This is a genomic window from Vibrio sp. 10N.261.51.C6, assembly GCF_041471785.1.
GTDB lineage: Bacteria > Pseudomonadota > Gammaproteobacteria > Enterobacterales > Vibrionaceae > Vibrio > Vibrio crassostreae_C.
Genome location: NZ_JBFRPB010000012.1, coordinates 103153 through 124136, shown reverse-complemented (window position 1 = coordinate 124136; position 20984 = coordinate 103153). Strand labels below are relative to the sequence as shown.

The following is a 20984-nucleotide window of genomic DNA, read 5'->3' as shown; positions in this document are numbered from 1 at the left end:
GAATCGCTTGGTGATCACAGCCCAGACTTTTCTAAGCGCGATCATTGCTTGCCCCATTTCACGTTAAAGTATTTACTCATTCCAGAGTAAGATCGCAGTCGTTCCTTAGGATATGTAATGTGACCAGCCATAGATGCAGGCAATATCAATTTATAGGATCTCATCGTCATCCCAATCCCAGTCAATTTGGGAAATGTCACGGGAGACTTTGTGTAAATACCACCCGAGCAAAGCGACAATAGAAAGGATTAAAACTATAAAGGTTAAAAGCATATCCTACCCTTAGAGTTTGTATGAGACGTAAATACTAGGCTTACCATGGCAATTGAGTGCCATCGTAGACAAAAAATGAACCTGAATGCTTAAGTTTTAAATTGTCGATAACATTAAGCATGCCTGTAACACTCTCTTTTACTGTTACCTTGCCTTCCTTTCCACCCATATCGGTTTTTACCCAACCTGGATGAATTGCCATGGTCTTCACTCCCGCTTCGGATAATTCACAGGCTAGAGATTTAATTATTTGGTTGAGGGCCGCTTTTGATGCTCGATAGCTGTATCGTCCCCCTGAGCGGTTATCATCAATACTGGCCAGTATTGAGGTCATCCCGATTATGGTTTTATCTTGGCCGGCTAGAATATTATTGAGCAAGGCCTGCGTGATTAACATGGGTGCGATGGTATTGACCTTTAACACCTCTAGCCATCTTTGCTGATCCATATTGCCTAAGTTGTCACATCCTTCACCACTCACCCCAGCATTATGAATAAGTACATCAATAGGTTGCTCTTTAAACACCTCAGTTAAAGCGAGAATATCTGTTTCATGACTAACATCTAGAGCATAAGGGCGAATGGTTGAATACTGTTGTGCTAACAGGGTTAACTCATGCGCTGAATCAATATCGCGACAGCAAGCGATGACCTTGTAATGTCGCTGTGCATATTGCTTTGCAAGCTCTAATCCTAAGCCACGATTAGCTCCAGTAATAAAAACGGTTTTCATTGAGTGCCTCTTATCAGTTTCAATCTTGTCTAATACCAATCAATATAAGTTGCGAAAAGCTGGCCAATGCTGCTGCATTGACCAGCTCTAAGGGTAAGAGTCGTGTTTATTTCATTAATACATTTTTACCATTAACTTTCTGCACGCTTATCAAGACGGCCACTAAAGCGGGTCAAAGCAAGCGCTATCAGTACAACTACTGCACCTACCCAAGGTGTATGCATTAAGCCTGCTTCAGCGACAACCATCCCTCCGCCCCATGAACCAAGTGCAATACCAACGTTAAAGGCGGCAATGTTTAAACCGGAAGCAACATCCACTGCATCTGGTGTATATTTTTCAGCAAGTTTCACTACATATACTTGTAAACCTGGAACATTACCGAATGCAAATGCCCCCCAAACTAAAATCGTGGCTACCGCGGCAATAGGGTTAACGGCGGTAAAATTGAACACGATAAGCACAGCTGCAAGACCAGTAAAAATAATGCTAAGGGCTTTTATTGGGCCCATTTTATCGGCCATTTTTCCGCCCCAAATATTACCAATCGCAACTGAGACTCCATAAACCAACATAATTAAACTAATTGCATTCGCACTAAAGCCAGTTTCTTGCTGCAAAATAGGAGCAAGGAAAGTGAATGCTGTAAAAGTGCCGCCATAACCCAGTGCAGTAATCGCATAAACCAGTAATAATCTAGGTTGAGTTAATACCTTAAGCTGCGAGGAAAGCTTAGCTGCAGCAGGTTGTTTTAAGTTATTTGGTACTAAGAAAGCACTACCAATTAATGCGATTAAACCTAATAGCGCAACAACTAAGAAGGTTGATTGCCAGCCAAAGGTTTGACCTATGTATGTCCCAAGCGGCACGCCTGTGACTAATGCCACGGTCAATCCGGTGAACATAATCGCAATCGCGCTGGCGGCTTTTTCTTTGGGTACAAGTCCTGTGGCAATCGTAGAGCCAATAGAGAAAAACACACCATGGGCTAAACCAGTTAAAATGCGAGCAACGACAAGGGTGTTGTAACCAGGTGCTTGCCATGCAACTAAGTTACCGACAACAAACAGTGACATGACGGTAATCAATACGTGTTTACGATTCCACTTTCCTGTTAAAGCCGTTAAAACCGGGGCGCCAATGGCAACACCAAGTGCATAAAGGCTAACCAGCAAGCCTGCTGAAGGCAGTGATATATTTAGGTCGGAGGCCATGGTCGGGAGTAGCCCCACGATCACAAACTCCGTTGTTCCAATAGCAAAGGCGCTGAGCGTCAATGCAAGAAGTGCTAAAGGCATAATATTTACTCTCTGTTGTTTGAAAATGACCAGCAATAGCCGATGTATTGGTCGCTATGCCGTCGCGTTGTTAATTGATGGGGGGCATTTTGCATTAAAGATGTTTTGTGAAAAACAGAGGTTTTTACAAATGATATTTGTTATAAATGCAATAAAGCTGATGAGCGATTGGATAAAGTTGAGGTAAATAGCATGCGAACAAAATCTGATGATTTAGCCATTTTACTAGCTGTAGTCGATACCGGAGGTTTTTCAGCGGCAGCAGAGAGCCTAGATATCCAAGTCGCGCGAGTATCCAGAGCGGTCAGTAAAGTGGAGAGTCAACTTGGGGTCACTATTCTAAACCGAACCACTAGACGTATTGAATTAACCGATGAAGGACGCCAGTTCATTGACTCTGTGCGGGTGGGATTAATGCAATTACAGCAGGCGGAAGAAGATATTATTTCCCGTGGGGAATTGCCCAAAGGCCGTTTACGTGTCGACGCGGCTAGTCCGTTTGTGTTTCATCAACTGGTGCCATTGGTGCAGTCATTTAATCAAGCCTATCCCGATATTGAGCTAGAAATAACCTCCAATGAAGGCATTGTGGATTTACTAGAAAAGAAAACCGATTTAGCAATTCGGATTGGTACGTTGAGCGATTCTACGCTACATGCTCGGTCGCTGGGTCGAAGCCCCTTGTATATTGTGGCTTCACCAGAATATATCTCAAAACGCGGGCTCCCCACTAAAAGCAGCGATCTTGCTCAGCATAATCTCATTGGATTTGTCGCCCCCAAAATTTTGAATGACTGGCCTTTAAAAGGGTTTACCCAACTAGACGCTTTGATGTCATCAAGTAATGGCGAAACCATTCGACAAATTGTGTTGGCAGGAAATGGCATTGCATGTCTATCAGGGTTTATGGTGAATAAAGATATTGCCGAAGGACGTTTAATCTCGCTGTTGGAGAGCGAAAAAATCAGTCATCCACGAAGAGAACAAGTCAACGCTGTGTATTATAAGACTTCTTCTGTGGCCAAGCGGATCTCCGCTTTTATTGATTTTATTAAGCCGAAACTGGATCTGTAAATAGTTCCAAGCGAGGCCATTGCCGACCTCGCTTTTTGTCGATTTTATTGTATCGGTTGACCAGTATGCAGCTCTAAGCCACCAGAAATAGGTAGGTTGATGCCATTGCATGAGCTTGATGCATCAGAGGCCAAGAAGTACATTGCTTCAGCGACTTCCTCTGGCGTGCAGATTCTGCCTAGAGGGTTGGCCTGATTAAACGTGTCAATCACTTTTTTGGAGTTGGCAAGAAACATTGGAGTAGCGCAAGCGGCTGGACATACATTGTTTATTCTAATGTTATATTTTCCATAATCGAGTGCCATCGCTCGGACTAAATTAACAACTGCTCCTTTTGCTGCATTGTAGGCTGCCATCTGGTGATCCCCATTCAGCCCTGATACTGAAGCAGTATTTACAATAGTCCCTCCACCTTGTGCAATCATGTATGGCACAAAGTACTTACTCATCAAAAATATCGATTTCACATCAACATTAAACAATAAGTCCCAATCTGTCTCTGTTGTTTGATGTAGTTCACCACCACGCCAAACTCCAGCATTGTTGATCACACTGTCAACTCGTCCAAAGTTGTCAATTACAAACTTGGCTACCTGTGAGACCTGTGCAGCTTGAGTGATATCACACCGTTGAAAATACACCTCAGTAAAACCTTGGCGTTGAAGTTTCAAACATTGCTGTTGCCCATGCTCCTCGTTGGTGTCTATCATCAGAACGCGCCAATGCTTTTCTAGAAACAACTTACTAGCCGCTAACCCCATGCCAGAAGCTGCGCCAGTAATCACTACAGTTTTCATCTGGATCTCCTTATTGACGAACTGCAAGTTGTGCAATGGCTTCATCGGCTTCAACGGTCGCTCCTGCAACTCCGATAGCCCCAATGACATTACCTTGCTCGTTACGAAGGATCACACCACCACCAAAGGAAATAAGTCCTCCATTCGTAGCTTCAAGTGTATAAATCGCACCTCCAGGTTGTGCGTTCGCACCAAGCTCAGCACTATTGGTTTGGAAAAGCGCCGCTGTTCTGGCCTTTTTTATCGCCACATCAATCGCGCCGAGTAATGCATTATCCATGCGTTCAAAATAGACTAATAATCCAGCCTGATCAACGACACTGACACAAACGTTAAACTCTTGTTGTTTCGCTTGTTGTATAGCTATCGCGGTGATCTGTTTTGCTAAGTTGAGAGAAATCACAGGTGTCTCCTAATGATGATCGTGAATGACGGGATCAGTTTAATTAGATAAATTCTAGGAGGCATGCGAACCGTGGGAAAAGTAAATAAGATTCGATAATGTCGAATTACTTCAGAAATACTTGAGCGAAATGACGCAATTTTGCCTCAGTGAGTTCATCAGCAGCACCACTTAAACCCGCAACAGCGACAAGATCACCGTTCATATAAAGAGGAATAGCCAAACAGTGCAGCCCAGGCTCTGCTTGTTCTAAATCCAATGAAAATCCTTGTTGGGAGATCTGCTCAATTTCCATCTCTAACGATGGTGTTAACACACCTTGAATTCTTAGTACTCTTTTCAGTTGAGGGTTAAAAGAAACAAATATTTTACCAATGGCAGACTCAATTAAACTTTCTCGGCGTCCTCTTGGGCTGCGTATCGTCAAGGGATTATCTTTTTCTATTGCATCGATATAAAGGTACTCATCAGCCCCACTTTGGATTGCGAGATAAGCTGTGTTATTGGAAAGCTGCGCCATTTTCTTTAGAAATGAGTAAAAATGGCGACGAATAAATTCGTCTCGCTGCTCTAATGGCTTAGATAACTCTCTCAGCCTTAACCCGAGTTGGTATGTTTGTTTGGTGCGTTCTACATACCCTAGTTTAACTAAAGTTGCGAGCAGTCCATGTACAGTTGTTTTCGCTAATTTGACTGATTGGGTAATATCTTGCAGAGACAGTGGCGATTCTGCGAAAGAGAGTGTTTCTAAAATCAAGAAACCGCGCTCTAACGACTGAATGTTTTTACCCTTAATATTCATATTTCTCCTTAGCAACAATGATAAGTGAATGTGCCTATAACCCGTTTTAGATAAAAATATTCGTTAATGTCCCATAACACAAGACACTGGACCATGCTTTATAGGGAGTGCGATATAAAATAATTTCTTCTTCATCGAACAATTGTTGCATTTATAACAAATATTATTTGCCTTTATTGCTATAAATGATTGGTGACTCATTTGCTAGTATGCCCTTATCAAATGAAGAGGGCTCAACTATGTCACTATCACTATTTAAACCATTCACATTGGGTGGACTCACACTCAAAAACCGCATTGTCATGCCACCGATGACGCGTTCAAGAGCCAGTCAGCCTGGTGATGTCGCAAATGACATGATGGCAACCTATTACGCTCAGCGTGCCAGTGCAGGATTGATTGTGTCTGAAGGTACGCAAATTTCAGCGACGGCAAAAGGCTATGCATGGACCCCAGGTATTTACACACCTGAGCAGATTGCTGGTTGGCGTAAAGTGACAGACGCTGTGCATGCCAAACAAGGCGCTATTTTCGCGCAGCTTTGGCATGTGGGAAGAGTCACTCACCCAGATAACATCGGTGGTAAGCAACCGATTTCTTCCTCCGCATTAAAAGCGGAAAACGTAAAAGTATTCGTTGATAATGGCAGTGATGAACCTGGTTTTGTTGACGTCGTTCAGCCTAGAGCGATGACAAAAGCCGATATTCAGCAAGTGATCGAAGATTACCGTCAAGCCGCATTGAATGCCATTGAGGCAGGCTTTGATGGCATTGAACTGCATGCCGCTAATGGTTATTTAATTAACCAATTTATTGATTCAGAAGCGAATGATCGCACTGATGAGTACGGTGGATGTCTTGAAAACCGTCTTCGTTTTCTTGATGAAGTTGTTACTGCAATGGTCGATGCCATTGGCGCTGATCGCGTTGGTGTGCGCTTGGCACCTTTAACAACCCTCAATGGTACTGTTGATGCTAACCCTATTGAGACTTATACCGCTGCCGCAGCGTTACTCAATAGACATCATATCGTGTACCTACATATTGCTGAAGTCGATTGGGATGATGCACCAGATACACCCGTCTCATTCAAACGTGCAATGCGCAATGCTTTTCAAGGCGTGCTGATCTACGCAGGTCGTTATAATGCGGAAAAAGCAAAGCAAGCTATTGATGACGGACTGGCTGATATGATCGGCTTTGGTCGACCTTTTGTGGCGAATCCCGATCTTCCTGAACGTCTACTTCACGGCTACCCATTGGCAGAGCATGATCCAAACACCTTGTTTGGTGGTGGTGAGAAAGGTCTGATTGATTATCCAACGTATAAAGCTTAAGGGGGTAAGTATGTTTAAGGTATTTAAAGGTCACGGACTTGAGACTAGAAACCGTATCGCGATGGCGCCGATGACTCGTTCACGCACGTCTCAACCTGGTGATGTACCAAACGAGATGATGGCAACCTACTACCGTCAGCGTGCCAGTGCTGGACTCATTGTATCAGAGGGCACCCCGATCTCAGCGGCTGCACGAGGTTATTCGATGACTCCGGGCATTTATACCCCAGAGCACATCGAAGGCTGGAAAAAAACCACCCAAGCTGTGCATCAAGATGGCGGGAAAATATTTACTCAACTTTGGCATGTGGGGCGACGCAGTCATTCTGATATTTCAGGTACTAAGCCGTTAGCCCCATCAGCGATTAAAATCCCAGATCAAGTATTTGGCCCACTAGCTGAAGGTGGCTTTGGGATGATTGAAACTGAAACGCCACGGGAGATGACGCTGCAAGACATTAAGAGCACGATTGCGGATTTTGTACAAGCGGGCAAAAACGCCATTGAAGCTGGTTTTGATGGCGTGGAAATTCATGCTGCGCATGGTTACTTGTTTGATACCTTTTTACGCTTAGAAAGCAACCAAAGAAGTGATCAATATGGTGGCAGCCAAGAGAATCGCATGCGCTTTTTGGTTGATACGTTGCAAGCACTTACCGACGAAATTGGTGGGGAAAGAGTTGCGGTTCGTCTGTCTCCTCATATCGGAGAGGGTTTTGCTGGGGATGATGTTGAAATTGTTCCGCTAACGTTAGCATTGCTGGAAAAACTACAACTGATGAACCTTGCGTATGTGCATTTTTCAGAAAACATATCACGCTATGTAGAGGTGCCTGAAGAGTTTCGCCAGCAAGTACGCCGAATATACTCTAATCCAATCATGGTTGCAGGAAAGTTGACCAAGCAATCTGCCCAACAGTTGCTAGATAAGCAGTATGCTGATTTCGTTGCCTTTGGTACTCCGTTTGTAACGAACCCTGATTTGGTCGCCCGATTTGCTCATGATTTACCATTGGCCGAGTTTGATGCCGATGCTAGGTTGACCTTGTATGGGGGCGGAGCCGAAGGCTACGTCGATTATCCAACTTATCAAGCCTAATACACCAGGTACCAAGGACGATAACTCTTTGGTGCCTTACCTTTTCATTAAGCGAGTGGAAGTGATATGGAACCCTATCGAATTTGGCAATATCAAACTGAGAAACACAGTCTTGTTTTAGGTAAGGCTGAAAGAGCAGCTTTAGATGACAGCGAAATCTTAGTACAAAACAAAGCGATTGGTATTAACCCTGTGGATTGGAAATTTATTAAAGCCAATCCTTTAAATTGGCCGAATGGCCATGTTCCAGGTGTTGATGGTGCAGGCGTCGTCGTACAAGTAGGTTCTAAAGTTGATCCCAGTCTAATTGGCCGTCGAGTGGCATATCATGGTTCACTAAATCGCCATGGTAGCTTCGCTAAATATACTGTTTTGAACGTTGAGCGAGTGATGACACTACCTGAGAGCCTATCTTTTGAACTTGCCGCGGCACTGCCTTGTCCGATGCTAACTGCGTGGCAAGCATTTGAAAAAATTCCATTAACCCAACAAAGAGAAGTGCTTGTCGTTGGTTTTGGCGCGGTGAATAATTTGTTATCCCAGATCCTTGTCAGAGCGGGTTATATCGTTGATGTTGTCTCCGCGAGTCTGAGCGAAGAGCGAGCCAAAAGCTTAGGTATTCGCCAAGTTTATCGGGAGCAATCTCAAATCGACATGAAATACTTCGCCATTTTTGATGCGGTGAGTGGGGAAAATGCCGCCCATTTAGTGCCGCTGTTAAGAGCGAATGGACATATTGTCTGCATTCAAGATCGTATTGCTAAACCCATTGACCCTCCATTTACGCGCACTATTTCTTACCACGAAATAGCCCTTGGAGCGTTACATAATTTTGGTGATAAAGATGATTGGCATACATTAATGCAAAATGGTGAAGCGCTGCTTGAGCGTATTGAAAATGGGAGTGTTGAAGTTAGTATTCCTGTCACTTTTAAATTCGAGCAGATGCTTGATGCGTTGAAACACAGTGAAACCACAAAACGAAAAACCGTGATTACATTGAGTTAGACTGCGCAATTTATCCTTTTGCTGGGAGTCACATAGCGCTTACTTCCTACACTTTGCTTGGATAGTTGTTCTAATTGCTGATATTGAGTAAGACTCATCTTTGCAACGTCGTTTAAAATTGTGGTCTAAATAATTTTGACCACACTCTTACTAGCAGATACGATACTAATAGCAATCCAACCAACGAAGAATTCGTGATTGCTCAACAGTCGGTAGAACTACTGTAATTTACTTTAAAAACAGATGGTTAAAAGCGAGCTTAGTGCTCGCTTTTTTTGTGCTCATATGTTGGATAGACCATCGCTAAGTGGCCTTATAGCGAGATAGTCAAAACTCATTCTATTGATTTCGGCAAATCATTTTGTAGCTTCAAACTAGTGATGTTAGGGCTGGCTTGTGATGCCCCAAAAACGCCTAGAATTGAACTTGCAAGGTTTCAGATACAAAAAGTAATAGATGCGACGATCTAGCCCCATCGCCCTCAATGAAATTAAGACTATTGCTTGAATGTAGTGCGCCACTGAATCGGCGATACATGAAAAGCCGATTTAAAGTGCTTTCTGAATACACTGTCAGAGCCAAAACCCGCTTGCTCTGCAACTTGAGGTATCGATAGTTTCGTGGTTTCTAATAGACGTTGGCTAAGCACCAAACGTCGGTTTTGCAGCCATTCACCAAATGTACAGCCATAGGTGGATTTAAACTGGCGTGTGAAGGTACGTTTACTCATCGCACAGCGCTCAGCGACTTCATCTAGTGAGTGACACTGATTAAGGCTCTGCTCCACCAGCTCAATCACAAGGCTAATACTTGTCTCTGTAAGAGGTTTTATGTTGACTGGTGCTGGTATGTATTGCTGCTGTCCACCAGTACGAGATGGCGCAGTCACCATCTTACGTGCGAGATCATTCGCAAGCTCACTACCACACAAACGGCGCACTATATGTAGACAACAATCGAGTGAAGCAGCTACTCCAGCAGAGGTAATGATAGTCTCATGTTCAACAAATAGAGGGTTTGGGTCAAAATTCACCTTAGGAAATTGCTGCTGAAATTGTTCGGAAAACGCCCAATGGCTTGTGGCACGTTTTCCATCGAGAACGCCAGCACATGCAAGTACATAAGACCCGAGGCAGAGTCCTACTAGTAGCTTACCTTTCCCATGATGCTCTATTAGCGCCTCTATAAGTCGCTCACTTGGCTCTGGCAGGTCATTTGGCCAGCTTGGAACAATCACAATATCCGCCTCTTTAATAGCGCTCAAATCTCTATCGATCACCACACCAAATCCAGAGCTTGTTTCAAACTGCAAGCTGTTTTCGCAACAGATCCTCAAGTCAAACCGAACCGGCTGACCGAAAAAGATATCTTGAAACACCAGACAAGGCACAGAGAGATGAAAAGCACTGATGCCTTCAAAGGCTACCATCGTAATTTTAATTAGCTCGGTTGATTTGTTCACAAGTGTCTCGATTTGCGCGAATGTTGACTTTCAAGACAGTATCACAAGAAACTAGAAAGAAGCATACTAAATCTCATAGAGAACATGGCTTGTTAGTGAGTTTAGAGAGGCATTATGAAGATCCACCACCTACGTAGCGCAACATTTATTATTGAATCTGGCGAAAAATTTATCCTTATTGATCCTATGTTGGGGAAAAAAGGCTCTATGCCTCCGTTTTCAGTCATTAAGGCTAAGGCCGCGAAAAATCCAACGGTTGAGATGCCAAGTAATGCCGATGAGCTACTAAACAAGGTTACTCATACCTTAATTACTCACAGTCAAACACTTGGTATCAAGGCATTACAACATGGAGATCACCTAGATCCGGCAGGTGAGACGTTTTTAACAAGTCGTAATATCCCAGTTGCGACACCAGCCAAAGATAAGGCTTACCTAGAAAAATATGACTTAACGGTAAATTGGGGAATTGAAGACTGGCAAACTATCGACTTTCTAGACGGAAAGCTCACCGCGGTTCCGGCTTTGCACGGCCATGGATGGATTCACAAGGTAATGGCTAATGGTGTTGGATTTTTCTTGGAGCTCCCCAATGAGCCTTCTATTTACATTAGCGGTGATACAGTTCTAACCGATGATGTAAAACGAGCGTTGACTGAGTTGAAACCTGATATCACCGTAGTCGCGGCAGGTCGTGCTCGTATGGACGTTGGTCAACCGTTATTGATGTCTATTGATGAGGTCATGGAGTTTATTCGCCTTTCCCCTAATAAGGTGGTTGCGAACCATATGGAGGCACTCAATCACTGTGCAGTGACTCGACCAATTCTTAAAGAAGCAATTGATAAAAACGGTTTGTCAGATAAAGTCCTTATTCCTGCTGATGGTGAGACCTTGGAGTTTTAGATACCTGAACGGCTCTTCTCCGCTTAGATGAGTCTATAAATTAACAATAAAACCGGTAACACATTGATTTATAATCGCTTCCCACCTTATATCTCAGTATTGTAGTTTGTCGTTATTATCTTCCGCTCTATTTAACTTTAAAGGCCAATCCGTACAGTCTGTAACGCTCGAAGAAAGCTCTCATTCAGTACTCGTCAAATGCAAGCGAGATAGACGCTGTAAAGTTGTTGACCCTGAGATTGGAGCACCGCGCACAGTCGACCACTATGTTCACCGTCGCCTGTCGGATTTACCTGTCAGTGGTCGCCCTTGCGTTATAGAAATTGAATTGGCTCAGACAAGAGATAGGCTCGGCCGAAGGTTGGTTGAAGCGACTGATTTTGTTGATAAGGGGAGTCGTTATACCAAGAGATTCTGTCACTTTATTAGTGGACTATGCCGCTATATGAGCATCCACGCAGTGTCTAAGCATTTAGACATACGCTGGGAAACCGTGAAAAATATCGATAAAGCATTTCTGTTATCTACCTTGCCTGCTTTAGAGCCTAAGAGGTTGACCAACCTTGTTCATATTGGCGTTGATGAAGTCGCCAGGGCTAAAGGCCATGACTATATGACCGTCGTTTATGATCTCGTTTCAGGACAACTTATTTGGGTTGACCATGGGCGGACTTCAAACGTACTCATCAACTTTTTTGAACAATTATCACCGCAAACGAGAGACGGCATCCAAGCGGTATCAATGGATATGGGGCAATCTTACCAATCAGCAGTGAGAAACGCTCTTCCGAATGCAGACATCGTTTTTGACCGGTTTCACGTTATGCAGAACTACTCTCTTCTGATAAGGAAAGAGCGTAATAAAGCGTTTAGGAAAGGAACACATGACGAGAAGAAAATGCTTAAAGGGACGCTATTTTTACTCCTCAAAAATGCGCCGAAATTAAGCGATAAGCAGTCAGATAGGCTAGATGATTTACTTGAAAGCAATAAGACTCTTTGTACGATTTATATGCTCAAAGAGCAGCTTCAAGCCTTATGGGATGAACGTAATTTTGACCTGATGATCGCAGCTCTTGATGCGTGGTGCCAGCTTGCTAAAAAGACGAGGATCTTATCTCTCATCAACTTCGCAGACGCGCTTTGGGAGAGAAGAGTTGGGATCTGCAATTATGCAAAATATAAGCTGACGAATGCCCGAGTGGAAGCAGGGAATGTATCGATAGGTCTTCTTAGACGGCGAGCCCGAGGAGTAAGGGATACTGATTACTTTAAATTGAAGATTAGACAAACCTCAATCCTAGAAACTCACTCTACCATTTACCCAGAAATCAAGCTCATCTAAGCGGAGAAGAGCCCCTGAACTAATCCGGTGACTCCCGATTTAAGTAAATAGTCTAAATGATTTCTGTCCAGAGATGTGTTATGCCGCCATGCTTTGGGACAAAAGCGCCTTAGAACTACTAACTTAGAGTGTGAAACATCTTAGACCATATAGCAGCACTTGAACCAGTGCCGCTAACAAAACAAGCGTAAGCTGAGACTACGCCAGAAACGTTATCCCCATCTACGCTCTGCAACAGTGGCTAAATCATATTCTGATTCATTATCTAAAAACCTCAATCTGCCAAAGTCTTTGCACAATGTATCTATAAAAACACCACTTTCTAACACAGTCTCTAGAGGCACAGGAACTATTTTATCGTTGGGAACATTACTTAGGGCCAACTTATAACGTTCATAAGAATGACGTTCCTCGTCGCTCAAAGATGACTTCGATTTATGCTCAAAAACTCGGCCATACAGCCAGAATTTGATATTGCCGAGAGAAAACTCGATAAGTGGTTCTCCGAAGCTTGTTCCATCTTTTCTATCATCAGCCTTAAGCATCGAATGAACCGTTAGTACCAAAGCTACACTGTACGATTTACCAGTCACTTCAATTTCGGGATATCCAATCTCACATTTATGATCAGCATCAGATAATTCATACAACTTGTCTTTTCTAATTCTTGCGGCATCGATGTTTTCTTCCCGCAAATAAGGGTGAGAATGAGCGGTTCCTATATATTGATACTGGTCTCCGAACACTTTCGCGATGTCTTTTTTAATCAAAAGAGATTCAGAGCTAAATTCAACTGAAGAGCGCTTTCGCTTTGCAGACGTCTCTACAGAGACATGATTTATCGTACATTTAAATGGATGTGTTTTGTTCACGTACCCCCAAAGGTGAGCGGCGGTTTCTACAGAAATACTCTTGCTGCCCTGATGTTTTACAGCATAAGCTTCTAAACCAGCCATGATTAGCTCAAATATCGCACTTTTGCTGACTGAAATTGTCGCGGTCATTTTTTCTTTGTTCCTTTTATTGACAATTATTTGCTTAATTTTGATTAGAGGTAAGACACACAAGAGTTATTGGGCGAACTCGACATGTTCTTTCAGTTTGTTTTTATAGCGCTCATAAAGCGAATCCCATACATCTTCACTTACCATGTCTAGTGGTACGTATTCTTCAAAAATGACACCACTCTCATCAGGGTAGGCAAGCTCGGTATACGCATAACGTGGGCCATCTGCATAAAGCGCTTCCCAACATTCGATGCATTCATCTTTAAACCATTCTTTTTTGATTGGCGCAGGGGTGTTATTCAGAAGATGAATTAAGTTCTTAGAATCAAAGAAACTATGCTCTTCACTTTTGACATTAAACAGGTAGCTAGAAAATAAATCGATGGCTCTTCCGTCCCATAATCTATAGCGGTGGTAGTGAGACGTATAACGCTCCTTTACTCGATCGAGAAGGTGACGTTCACATAAAGCTCTTAAGTCGTCGTTCCTCAATGTTGGGACTTCTGGAATTGGTTCAACGTCATAAAAGCGTCTATGGCCAAACAAGTAGCGTTGAGTCAGCTTTGCGGCGATGGAATCAACGGAACCTTTAAGTGCAATGTCATTGCATGGCAGTTTTGGGGAAGAGTCTGCAATTTTTTTGGCTAGCGCCTTAACAATGTCTGTAGTGGTTGATTTGACTTTCTCAACCAATTTTATACTTAAATAGCCTTGAGCTGAGATTTTTAAAATTCCCTTTTGTGCAGGAATATAACGTGGAGAGGAAAGCGTGAGTGCTGTTGCGGTGTCTAGTGATTTCAAGGTCGCTTGCTGGTCTAAGTCAACCTTTAGGTAATCACAGAACACTGCCAACTGCTCTTTAAAGTCGTTCAGTAGCTCAAGCCTTTCGTTTTCTAGTTCTTGAAGCTCTTCTTTCGAAGCATCTTGATAATCCAGAACTGACATATTATTCTCCTCACAATGCATTCAGTCGCATCAATATATACTCCCTTCAAAGAAAAATCTGATGATTTTGACGGAAACTCAAGTCGTTAGAGTGAACATGGCGTTGTTGCCTAAATCAGTTGAACCTTTTCGGAGTTCTGCGATCTGATCCCTTGTGATGGTTAGAGCGGTGATGACATAGGGGGTTTATCATTGACTTACACTTTAGTGGGGGGATTGGTTCGGTCAGAATACATCAAGTAATGAATAGAGGGTTATTTAGAGCATCGACCCTAACTGACTTTTGTCCAAACCCGTGTTAATAGGTGCGATTATAATAGCTTGCCAACCAACGAAGAATTCGTGATTGCTCAACAGTCGGTAGAACTTCTGTAATCTGAACTGAAGTCTAAGCAAGAAAAAGACAATCAAAAGCGAGCCCAAGTGGCTCGCTTTTTGTGTCTAGTAAAGATGCGTCTGAATGTTTTAACAGGGGGATAGCCTACAAGGCGATCGTGAAACAGTTTTAGAACAGAGCTTAAATTGCGACTCATCGGGTGCTCTGGAAGCGCTAAGGTTATTTAGTCCCTGAGCGGTAGTTTGGATCTGTCCAGCATCGAGGTAACTCTTCCCCTGACATAAACATCAGTTCGGACTTTTTAAACATCTCAGGGTCTTGCTGTTCTTCGCCTGCTTGAAACCGACCTTCGATACTGTCTTGAAATAAGTTGGTTAATTTGGTCATTTCAGTTACATCAACGAGGTCACCGGTTTTTTCTCTTTTAGAAACATTTTACCACACGGCTAAGCGGATTGGTGTCGAAAATGAGAGTTATTGGTGGGCAGATCAGTTTGAAAATCTCAGTAATTATCGAGCGCACTATTTAAATACTGGACCTGAGATCTGGCAGCAAACACAGGGGAATATTGATGCTCTAGTTTCAGTGGTGGGGACGGGTGGAACCATTGCCGGAAACTCACACTATCTATCTGAGTAGCAACCCAATCTCGAAACTTGGTTAGTTGACCCAAATGGGTCCGGCATTTATTCGTTTCTACGTAATGGACACTATCAATCAACGGGAAGTTCGTTCACGGAAGGCATAGGGATCATGCGAACGGTTGAAAATTTCAGGCAGGCAAAAATCAATCGTGCAATCACGCTTCCCGATCAGGATTTGGTGACGATATCCCGCCTTGTTGCGGAACATGACGGTATTCTTCTAGGAAGCAGTTCGTCGTTGAACGTAGCAGGTGCGCTATACGCTGCGGCTAGAATGGGGAAAGGGAAAACCATCGTTACATTTAGCTGTGACCTTGCTGAGCGCTCGTATTCGAAGCAGCACAACGAAACGTTTCTGAAAGAAAAAGAGATACAGCTTAATAAAGAAAACCTCTCTCAACTATGGGCTCGTTATCAAGCCGAAGATGGCAGTATGGTCGTCAACGTATAGTCGCTTTAAGTTAGTAACAGCCAGTGGTCTGCCAGCTCTTTCGTTAGCGCTGAACATCCGGTTAGAGCTAAACATCCGTTAGCACCAAATCCGGCACTATTGCTTGTTATTAGGGTAGTGAATCACATTATGAAATACGGCGTTTCCTTCACCGATATTTTTGTAGGCATGGGTCTGGTTGGCATTGAAGCGAACGGCTTGTCCTGCGCGTAACGTATGCCACTCATCATCAAACATCACGGCCATCTCTCCTGAAATGCATAAGATGTGCTCAGTGACGCCTGCGTTATGTGGGGCGGATTCATGCTGGTAATCGGGTGCTAGGGTGAGTTCGAATATTTCAAATCCTAGTGCTTCCTCAAAAGGAAACAACAAACTGACGAAAAAGCCAATGTTGTATTCCTCATGTCTTAGTTCGTTTGCATCTCTGAATAAACTCGTCAGTTCACTGTTTGGGCTAGCCGCGATAAAATTCGAAAGTGACACCTCGAACCCAGAAGCTATCTGCCAAAGCTTAGCGACTGTCGGGCTGGATTCTCCACGTTCAATTTGTCCTAGCATTGCTTTGCTCACGCCAGTTTCTTTCGCTGTTTTGTCTAAGCTCCAGCCTTTTTCTTGGCGAAGGCGTTTCAAGTTAACGCCAACTTTAATTTCTGTTTGCATATTTTCTCTACAAGTTTTTACAAATAAGTTGTGCGTTATAACGCACAGTGCTGGGTTTGTTCTATGGACGTTATAACGCACGCAGGAAGAGATTAACATGACTAAGCTAAAATTTTCTCACGTCAGTACCGGCTTTATCGCTGTTTTCATTGGTTATGCGAGCGCTGCGGCGATTATTTTCCAAGCGGCAATGAGTGCTGGAGCAACTGAAGAGCAAGTGGCGTCATGGTTTTGGGCGTTGGGAATTGGCATGGGCGTAACCACAATACTGCTTTCGTTTCATTACAAGAAGCCTGTGGTTACAGCGTGGTCGACGCCTGGAGCGGCGTTGTTAATCACATCTCTTGAAGGGCTGACAATGAATCAGGCTGTGGCCGTGTTTTTGTTCAGTTCGATGTTGATCACGTTAGTTGGATTGGCGGGGATATTTGAGAAAGTCCTAAAACAGATCCCAACATCGATTGCCTCTGCGATGCTCGCGGGGATTCTATTGCAATTCGGTTTGGGTTTGTTCACGTCGCTAATGGAAGAGGCACAAGTCGTAGCGGTCATGCTCGCTGTATTTATTCTGGCGAAAGCGCGGTTAGGAAATTTACTGATCCCAAGCATTTTCATTATCGCACTGGTTATGTGTGTGGGTTTTGGCAAACTCGATGTTAGTCAGGTGACTATGGGATTAACGACCCCAGTGTTCATCACGCCCGATTTTGAGTTCTTTTCGTTGTTCAGTGTCGGTATCCCACTGTTTATAGTGACGATGGCTTCACAGAACTTACCGGGATTTGCGGTTCTAAAAGCGAATGGATACCAAGTCGATTCATCGAAGATCATTACCACCACCGGGGTGACAGGTTTGATCTTCGCGCCGTTTGGTGGCTTTGCGTATAACCTTGCTGCGATTACGGGCGCTATTTGCATGGGCCCGAATGCGGATAGTAATCCAAAGACACGTTACATGGCGGGGATCTGTATGGGCGGGTTTTACTTGTTAGCTGGCGTGATGGGGATGTCATTTGTGTCGCTGTTTAGCGCTGTGCCCTCCGAGATTGTCATTGCGGTTGCTGGCTTAGCGGTGATGCCGACCTTGATGAATTGTTTAGCTGTTTCGATGGCAGACACCCACTATCGAGAGCCTGCACTGCTTACTTTCTTATTCACTGCTTCTGGCACCAATTTACTGGGGATCGGCAGTGCATTTTGGGGTTTGTGCATCGGGTTGTTTTGTTGCTGGTTACACAATTACAAAGCTAGGTCACGTGGATCAAGCGAGGCTTCGCAAACTTTGCCGTAATCAAACGACTCAAGATTATGATCAGGTTCGCTGTGAATTAGAAACACAAGCAAGTTGTTTGAGTAGTAAGCCCAGTCATACTTGTGACTGGGCTTGCTTACAAAGGAATAAAGCTACTTAACTTCGTATCTCAGTAGCACTTCATTATCGAGAACGACATTTGTCGACCAGATAAAGCTTGCGCCAGCACCACTGAATTTTTCGATAAAGTTCATGTACGCTTTTTTATTGTTCACGCCAATATCGTCTTCTGAATATACCGATGCTTGAGGCCAAGATGTTGAATCGAACTCTTGGTTCATCCAGTTGGTTGGTGTTTCCCAATGAGCGGCGTAGGCATCTTGACCGTGGTCAGTTCCTTCCGTGGTGCAACTTTCAGAAAGACGCTTCCCGTCCACTTCACTCAAACAAGTCAGGTCATAAATCGGTGAGGTATAAAAGGTTTGTGCTTGCCAGTCTGGTCCTGTCACGGTTCCGTCACTAAAGCTCGCGATAAAGCCACCATCACCAGCGTGGTATGCCTTTCCGCGGTTATCTTCGCTGCCAAGACCTAGGTTTTCTTCCCAATCAATCACTTTCACCGCAATCGTGTAAGGCTTCTTCACCTTAAATTTGACGATGTTTGAGTTAAACGGTGTGAAAGGAACGGTGTCTACCGCGATTAACTTGCCGTTGATATAAAGTTCGAAATAGTTATCGGCAAAAATATAACCTGTTATTTCCTCACCGTCTTGATCCACTATCGCTACAGGTACAGAGCTTTGATCGACTTCGGCTAGGCTGCTTGGCGTGGTGTTTGAGCACTCTTCATAAAGATCAAAGGCTTTCGGCCCTGTCGAAAAGTTGTTCTTGGCTGGAACCGTCCAAACCTTTCCTTCTGAGTCCGTAATTTCCCCGACGCCCGCCACTCGGCTACGTCCATTTGCACACTCAAAGAGATTCGATTCAACGGTGTTCGCCAACCCTTGAGTAATACTCGCTGAGCCATGGTAATCACTGATGTTACTGACCGAGGGTGTATCTGATGATGGAGAGCAACCTAAAACGAGCAAAGCAACTGATGAAAGGGCAAGGGCTTGATATTTTGTGATGAGCATTGATTGGGTATCCGAGAAGGGCTGATTTAAATAAGCGTGGTTCAAAATAAGCGAAGTGCAAGTAAGTTAATTGAAAACAAAGCTACTTCAAACAAATCCGAGCTAAGTAGCTAAGTAGCTAAGTAGTTAAGTAAGCCGTGAACTCATAGCTAATAGTTGGAGCGATGAAGCTAAGCAATGACCCAAATATTTGTGAGGTGCCACGCTTGTTATCTGATAAGGCATATATTACCCGTACAAATGTAAACAAGCGTAAAGGTGAGTAAGCATGGGTAAAACAGCGCTTTTATAGGATGATCACATCAGCTTGCGCGGCGCTGGTAAAAATACTCAGCATGAAGCGGTTTCAGGTTGTGATTGAGATAGTATTTTGCTACAAAACGCGCATAATCTCGCTATACAACATTTAAAGAAGAATTTACCTATGACTACCTTTCAATACTACTTTCACCAACTGCCTTGCTTCGACTGTAAAAAAACGACAGTAAGTACTGATCTTGGTTGGTTAACGCCTGCGATGAAAGACGATGCTATCGCACAAGTGACAGCGACACTTGCACAAGGCGAGGTTACTCCTGATCTTTCTGCAGACGTGGTTTGCACGACAGAAGAAGCTCGCGAGTACTTACTGCTTAACTTCTTTGGTTATTCAGAAGAAGAATTAGAAAGCGGAATCGAAGCGGATGATGAAAAAGAAGTGGCAGACGAAATCGCAGAGCTAGTAGAAGATGGTAAAGACACTATCACCTTCGAACATGAGATTGCTCTTCAGTGCTGTGCAGACTGCGATGTTGAAGACGAGTCAAACTAAGCTCTTGTATTAAGAGTATTAAGCTAAGTACTCTTATTAAGGTTCATCATGAAGCTATGATGTTCTAATGATGAAAGGCGTTAGCGAATTGAGTTCGCTAACGCCTTTTTTGTCTCTCTGTTTCTTATCTTTAAGCGGCATTCAATCTTAAGATGTTGTGCTTTCTATGATGCCTTGTTTGCTCAGTTGCGAAAGGATCTCAGCGGTCTTCTCTCTGAATAAATCTCTCAGTAGACGCACAGTCGGGGTGATGGATTGACGACTTGGACACACTAACCACAGCTCGGTAGGGGTCGGCTTAAACTCAGGCATAACTTTAACCACTTCGCCTGAAAGCAGATGAGGTGACATGTCTAAACAAGATTTTATTGCCACTCCTTTACCCGCGATACACCAACGTCTTACAAGGTCTGCGTCGTTCGAAGCGCGATTTCCTTTTAGTTTCACTTTATGATCTTGAGTACCATCGTTAAACACCCACTCGTCTTGCAACATGTCATGGAGTTGGTAAAGCAAACCATTGTGCTGCGCTAAGTCACTCGGGTGTTTTGGTGTTCCCATTTCAGCCAAGTAGTCAGGAGCCGCACACAATATCCTCGGCACATCGCATATCTTAAAACCATACATATTGGCATCGGTCGGGGAGCCGTAACGCAGCGCCATATCGACGGAATCTCGGTAGAAGTCGATATTGCTATCGCTGATGCTAGTGCGAAGCGTCGCCTTTGGGTATTCAAGCAAGAACTCATCTAACCAAGGTGTGATTAGGTTGCGTCCTAGATCCGATGAAAGCGCTATGCGAATTTCACCGTCAAGAATACCAAGCTCTTCGCGCATGTTGAGCTTCGCTTGCTCCAACATCTTTAAGGCTTGTTCGCATTCCGGTAAATAACGCTCGCCAGCTGAAGAGAGCCTTAGGTGGCGCGTGGTTCTTACAAATAACTCCGCACCGAGTGCCGCTTCAACACGTTTTACCGCTGCACTTGCTGTGGCAGTACGCATATCGAGGTTGGTGGCTGCAGCGGTGATACTGCGAAACTCCGCCACTTTCAAAATGACCTGTAAGTCTTCAAGAAGCATTTCGTTTCCCTGTTCTGAACCTTGAATCGGTTGTTCGGTTACCCATAAATTAGGCATTTTCAAATTGCTAATCTTAGTATTTTTCCTGCGCATATACATCTTATTATCAAAAATCATTTG

The 20984-nt window shown here is 43.8% G+C and carries 20 protein-coding genes and 1 pseudogene; 9 read left to right on the top strand and 12 right to left on the bottom strand.

Going from position 1 to position 20984, the window contains the following annotated elements; genetic code table 11:
* Positions 1-313: 313 nt before the first annotated feature.
* Both AB4375_RS03240 and AB4375_RS03235 read right to left on the bottom strand, forming a co-directional pair.
* Positions 314-1006, bottom strand: a complete 693-nt coding sequence (locus AB4375_RS03240) for an SDR family oxidoreductase (protein ID WP_017068416.1) — start codon at positions 1004-1006, stop codon at positions 314-316.
* A gap of 131 nt (positions 1007-1137) precedes the next feature.
* A complete protein-coding gene (locus tag AB4375_RS03235) occupies positions 1138-2304 on the bottom strand; it encodes an MFS transporter (protein ID WP_372051019.1) in 1167 nt (388 codons plus the stop codon).
* A gap of 192 nt (positions 2305-2496) precedes the next feature.
* Here AB4375_RS03235 and AB4375_RS03230 point away from each other — a divergent pair, with 192 nt between their 5' ends.
* A complete protein-coding gene (locus AB4375_RS03230; protein WP_017068418.1) occupies positions 2497-3378 on the top strand; it encodes a LysR substrate-binding domain-containing protein in 882 nt (293 codons plus the stop codon).
* A gap of 44 nt (positions 3379-3422) precedes the next feature.
* Here the strand turns inward: AB4375_RS03230 and AB4375_RS03225 are convergent, their stop codons facing one another.
* From AB4375_RS03225 to AB4375_RS03215, 3 genes are all read right to left on the bottom strand, one after another.
* The gene (locus AB4375_RS03225; protein ID WP_017068419.1) at positions 3423-4175 is read right to left on the bottom strand and encodes an SDR family NAD(P)-dependent oxidoreductase; all 753 of its coding nucleotides are present in this window, start codon (positions 4173-4175) and stop codon (positions 3423-3425) included.
* A gap of 10 nt (positions 4176-4185) precedes the next feature.
* On the bottom strand, positions 4186-4578 hold the full coding sequence (locus AB4375_RS03220; RefSeq protein ID WP_017068420.1) for a heme-binding protein: 393 nt from the start codon (positions 4576-4578) through the stop codon (positions 4186-4188).
* Positions 4579-4684: 106 nt separating this feature from the next.
* Positions 4685-5380 (bottom strand): IclR family transcriptional regulator, encoded by a 696-nt coding sequence (locus AB4375_RS03215; protein WP_017068421.1) that lies wholly within the window; start codon positions 5378-5380, stop codon positions 4685-4687.
* 239 nt (positions 5381-5619) lie between these two features.
* Between AB4375_RS03215 and AB4375_RS03210 the strand changes: the two genes are divergently transcribed.
* The 3 genes from AB4375_RS03210 (at position 5620) to AB4375_RS03200 (ending at position 8824) form a co-directional block, all read left to right on the top strand.
* On the top strand, positions 5620-6717 hold the full coding sequence (locus AB4375_RS03210) for an alkene reductase (RefSeq protein WP_372051018.1): 1098 nt from the start codon (positions 5620-5622) through the stop codon (positions 6715-6717).
* A gap of 10 nt (positions 6718-6727) precedes the next feature.
* Complete coding sequence (locus AB4375_RS03205; protein ID WP_017062693.1) at positions 6728-7816, top strand: alkene reductase; 1089 nt, start codon at positions 6728-6730, stop codon at positions 7814-7816.
* A 66-nt stretch (positions 7817-7882) separates the two neighbouring features.
* On the top strand, positions 7883-8824 hold the full coding sequence (locus tag AB4375_RS03200) for a zinc-binding dehydrogenase (RefSeq protein WP_017062694.1): 942 nt from the start codon (positions 7883-7885) through the stop codon (positions 8822-8824).
* Positions 8825-9320: 496 nt separating this feature from the next.
* Here the strand turns inward: AB4375_RS03200 and AB4375_RS03195 are convergent, their stop codons facing one another.
* Positions 9321-10286 carry a GlxA family transcriptional regulator gene (locus AB4375_RS03195; RefSeq protein ID WP_017068422.1) on the bottom strand — a complete coding sequence of 322 codons (966 nt, stop codon included), beginning with the start codon at positions 10284-10286 and terminating at the stop codon, positions 9321-9323.
* 114 nt (positions 10287-10400) lie between these two features.
* On the opposite strand from AB4375_RS03195, the gene AB4375_RS03190 reads away from it, so the two are divergent.
* Complete coding sequence (locus AB4375_RS03190) at positions 10401-11192, top strand: MBL fold metallo-hydrolase (protein ID WP_017068423.1); 792 nt, start codon at positions 10401-10403, stop codon at positions 11190-11192.
* Between the two features lie 106 nt (positions 11193-11298).
* On the top strand, positions 11299-12537 hold the full coding sequence (locus tag AB4375_RS03185) for an ISL3-like element ISVa7 family transposase (protein ID WP_372051017.1): 1239 nt from the start codon (positions 11299-11301) through the stop codon (positions 12535-12537).
* Positions 12538-12749: 212 nt separating this feature from the next.
* Here AB4375_RS03185 and AB4375_RS03180 read toward each other — a convergent pair whose 3' ends face one another.
* The 3 genes from AB4375_RS03180 to AB4375_RS03170 all read right to left on the bottom strand — a co-directional run bounded on the left by AB4375_RS03180 (position 12750) and on the right by AB4375_RS03170 (position 15213).
* Positions 12750-13541, bottom strand: a complete 792-nt coding sequence (locus AB4375_RS03180) for a hypothetical protein (RefSeq protein WP_017058652.1) — start codon at positions 13539-13541, stop codon at positions 12750-12752.
* 66 nt (positions 13542-13607) lie between these two features.
* Positions 13608-14489 (bottom strand): hypothetical protein, encoded by an 882-nt coding sequence (locus AB4375_RS03175; RefSeq protein WP_017068424.1) that lies wholly within the window; start codon positions 14487-14489, stop codon positions 13608-13610.
* 556 nt (positions 14490-15045) lie between these two features.
* Entirely contained in the window at positions 15046-15213 is a 168-nt protein-coding gene (locus AB4375_RS03170) for a hypothetical protein (RefSeq protein WP_017062447.1), read from the bottom strand.
* Between the two features lie 28 nt (positions 15214-15241).
* Here AB4375_RS03170 and AB4375_RS03165 point away from each other — a divergent pair.
* Positions 15242-15922: pseudogene (locus tag AB4375_RS03165) on the top strand (pyridoxal-phosphate dependent enzyme); the annotation flags it as partial.
* A gap of 96 nt (positions 15923-16018) precedes the next feature.
* Here the strand turns inward: AB4375_RS03165 and AB4375_RS03160 are convergent.
* A complete protein-coding gene (locus tag AB4375_RS03160) occupies positions 16019-16585 on the bottom strand; it encodes a helix-turn-helix domain-containing protein (RefSeq protein ID WP_017064371.1) in 567 nt (188 codons plus the stop codon).
* Between the two features lie 97 nt (positions 16586-16682).
* Between AB4375_RS03160 and AB4375_RS03155 the strand changes: the two genes are divergently transcribed.
* Complete coding sequence (locus tag AB4375_RS03155) at positions 16683-17876, top strand: benzoate/H(+) symporter BenE family transporter (RefSeq protein WP_017068426.1); 1194 nt, start codon at positions 16683-16685, stop codon at positions 17874-17876.
* Positions 17877-17989: 113 nt separating this feature from the next.
* Here AB4375_RS03155 and AB4375_RS03150 read toward each other — a convergent pair whose 3' ends face one another.
* The gene (locus AB4375_RS03150; RefSeq protein ID WP_017068427.1) at positions 17990-18973 is read right to left on the bottom strand and encodes a hypothetical protein; all 984 of its coding nucleotides are present in this window, start codon (positions 18971-18973) and stop codon (positions 17990-17992) included.
* A 424-nt stretch (positions 18974-19397) separates the two neighbouring features.
* Here AB4375_RS03150 and AB4375_RS03145 point away from each other — a divergent pair, with 424 nt between their 5' ends.
* Positions 19398-19784 carry a hypothetical protein gene (locus AB4375_RS03145; RefSeq protein WP_372051016.1) on the top strand — a complete coding sequence of 129 codons (387 nt, stop codon included), beginning with the start codon at positions 19398-19400 and terminating at the stop codon, positions 19782-19784.
* Positions 19785-19931: 147 nt separating this feature from the next.
* Here AB4375_RS03145 and AB4375_RS03140 read toward each other — a convergent pair whose 3' ends face one another.
* The gene (locus AB4375_RS03140) at positions 19932-20864 is read right to left on the bottom strand and encodes a LysR family transcriptional regulator (protein WP_102428016.1); all 933 of its coding nucleotides are present in this window, start codon (positions 20862-20864) and stop codon (positions 19932-19934) included.
* Between the last annotated feature and the right edge of the window lie 120 nt (positions 20865-20984).

Excerpts from the sequence above, each read along its gene's own strand:
- AB4375_RS03150 (WP_017068427.1), bottom strand. The coding sequence starts at position 18,973 with ATGCTCATCACAAAATATCAAGCCCTTGCCCTTTCATCAGTTGCTTTG.
- AB4375_RS03190 (WP_017068423.1), top strand. The coding sequence starts at position 10,401 with ATGAAGATCCACCACCTACGTAGCGCAACATTTATTATTGAATCTGGC.
- AB4375_RS03205 (WP_017062693.1), top strand. The coding sequence starts at position 6,728 with ATGTTTAAGGTATTTAAAGGTCACGGACTTGAGACTAGAAACCGTATC.
- AB4375_RS03175 (WP_017068424.1), bottom strand. The coding sequence starts at position 14,489 with ATGTCAGTTCTGGATTATCAAGATGCTTCGAAAGAAGAGCTTCAAGAA.
- AB4375_RS03180 (WP_017058652.1), bottom strand. The coding sequence starts at position 13,541 with ATGACCGCGACAATTTCAGTCAGCAAAAGTGCGATATTTGAGCTAATC.
- AB4375_RS03160 (WP_017064371.1), bottom strand. The coding sequence starts at position 16,585 with ATGCAAACAGAAATTAAAGTTGGCGTTAACTTGAAACGCCTTCGCCAA.
- AB4375_RS03140 (WP_102428016.1), bottom strand. The coding sequence starts at position 20,864 with ATGCTTCTTGAAGACTTACAGGTCATTTTGAAAGTGGCGGAGTTTCGC.
- AB4375_RS03210 (WP_372051018.1), top strand. The coding sequence starts at position 5,620 with ATGTCACTATCACTATTTAAACCATTCACATTGGGTGGACTCACACTC.
- AB4375_RS03170 (WP_017062447.1), bottom strand. The coding sequence starts at position 15,213 with ATGACCAAATTAACCAACTTATTTCAAGACAGTATCGAAGGTCGGTTT.
- AB4375_RS03225 (WP_017068419.1), bottom strand. The coding sequence starts at position 4,175 with ATGAAAACTGTAGTGATTACTGGCGCAGCTTCTGGCATGGGGTTAGCG.
- AB4375_RS03215 (WP_017068421.1), bottom strand. The coding sequence starts at position 5,380 with ATGAATATTAAGGGTAAAAACATTCAGTCGTTAGAGCGCGGTTTCTTG.
- AB4375_RS03230 (WP_017068418.1), top strand. The coding sequence starts at position 2,497 with ATGCGAACAAAATCTGATGATTTAGCCATTTTACTAGCTGTAGTCGAT.
- AB4375_RS03240 (WP_017068416.1), bottom strand. The coding sequence starts at position 1,006 with ATGAAAACCGTTTTTATTACTGGAGCTAATCGTGGCTTAGGATTAGAG.
- AB4375_RS03235 (WP_372051019.1), bottom strand. The coding sequence starts at position 2,304 with ATGCCTTTAGCACTTCTTGCATTGACGCTCAGCGCCTTTGCTATTGGA.
- AB4375_RS03200 (WP_017062694.1), top strand. The coding sequence starts at position 7,883 with ATGGAACCCTATCGAATTTGGCAATATCAAACTGAGAAACACAGTCTT.
- AB4375_RS03145 (WP_372051016.1), top strand. The coding sequence starts at position 19,398 with ATGACTACCTTTCAATACTACTTTCACCAACTGCCTTGCTTCGACTGT.
- AB4375_RS03155 (WP_017068426.1), top strand. The coding sequence starts at position 16,683 with ATGACTAAGCTAAAATTTTCTCACGTCAGTACCGGCTTTATCGCTGTT.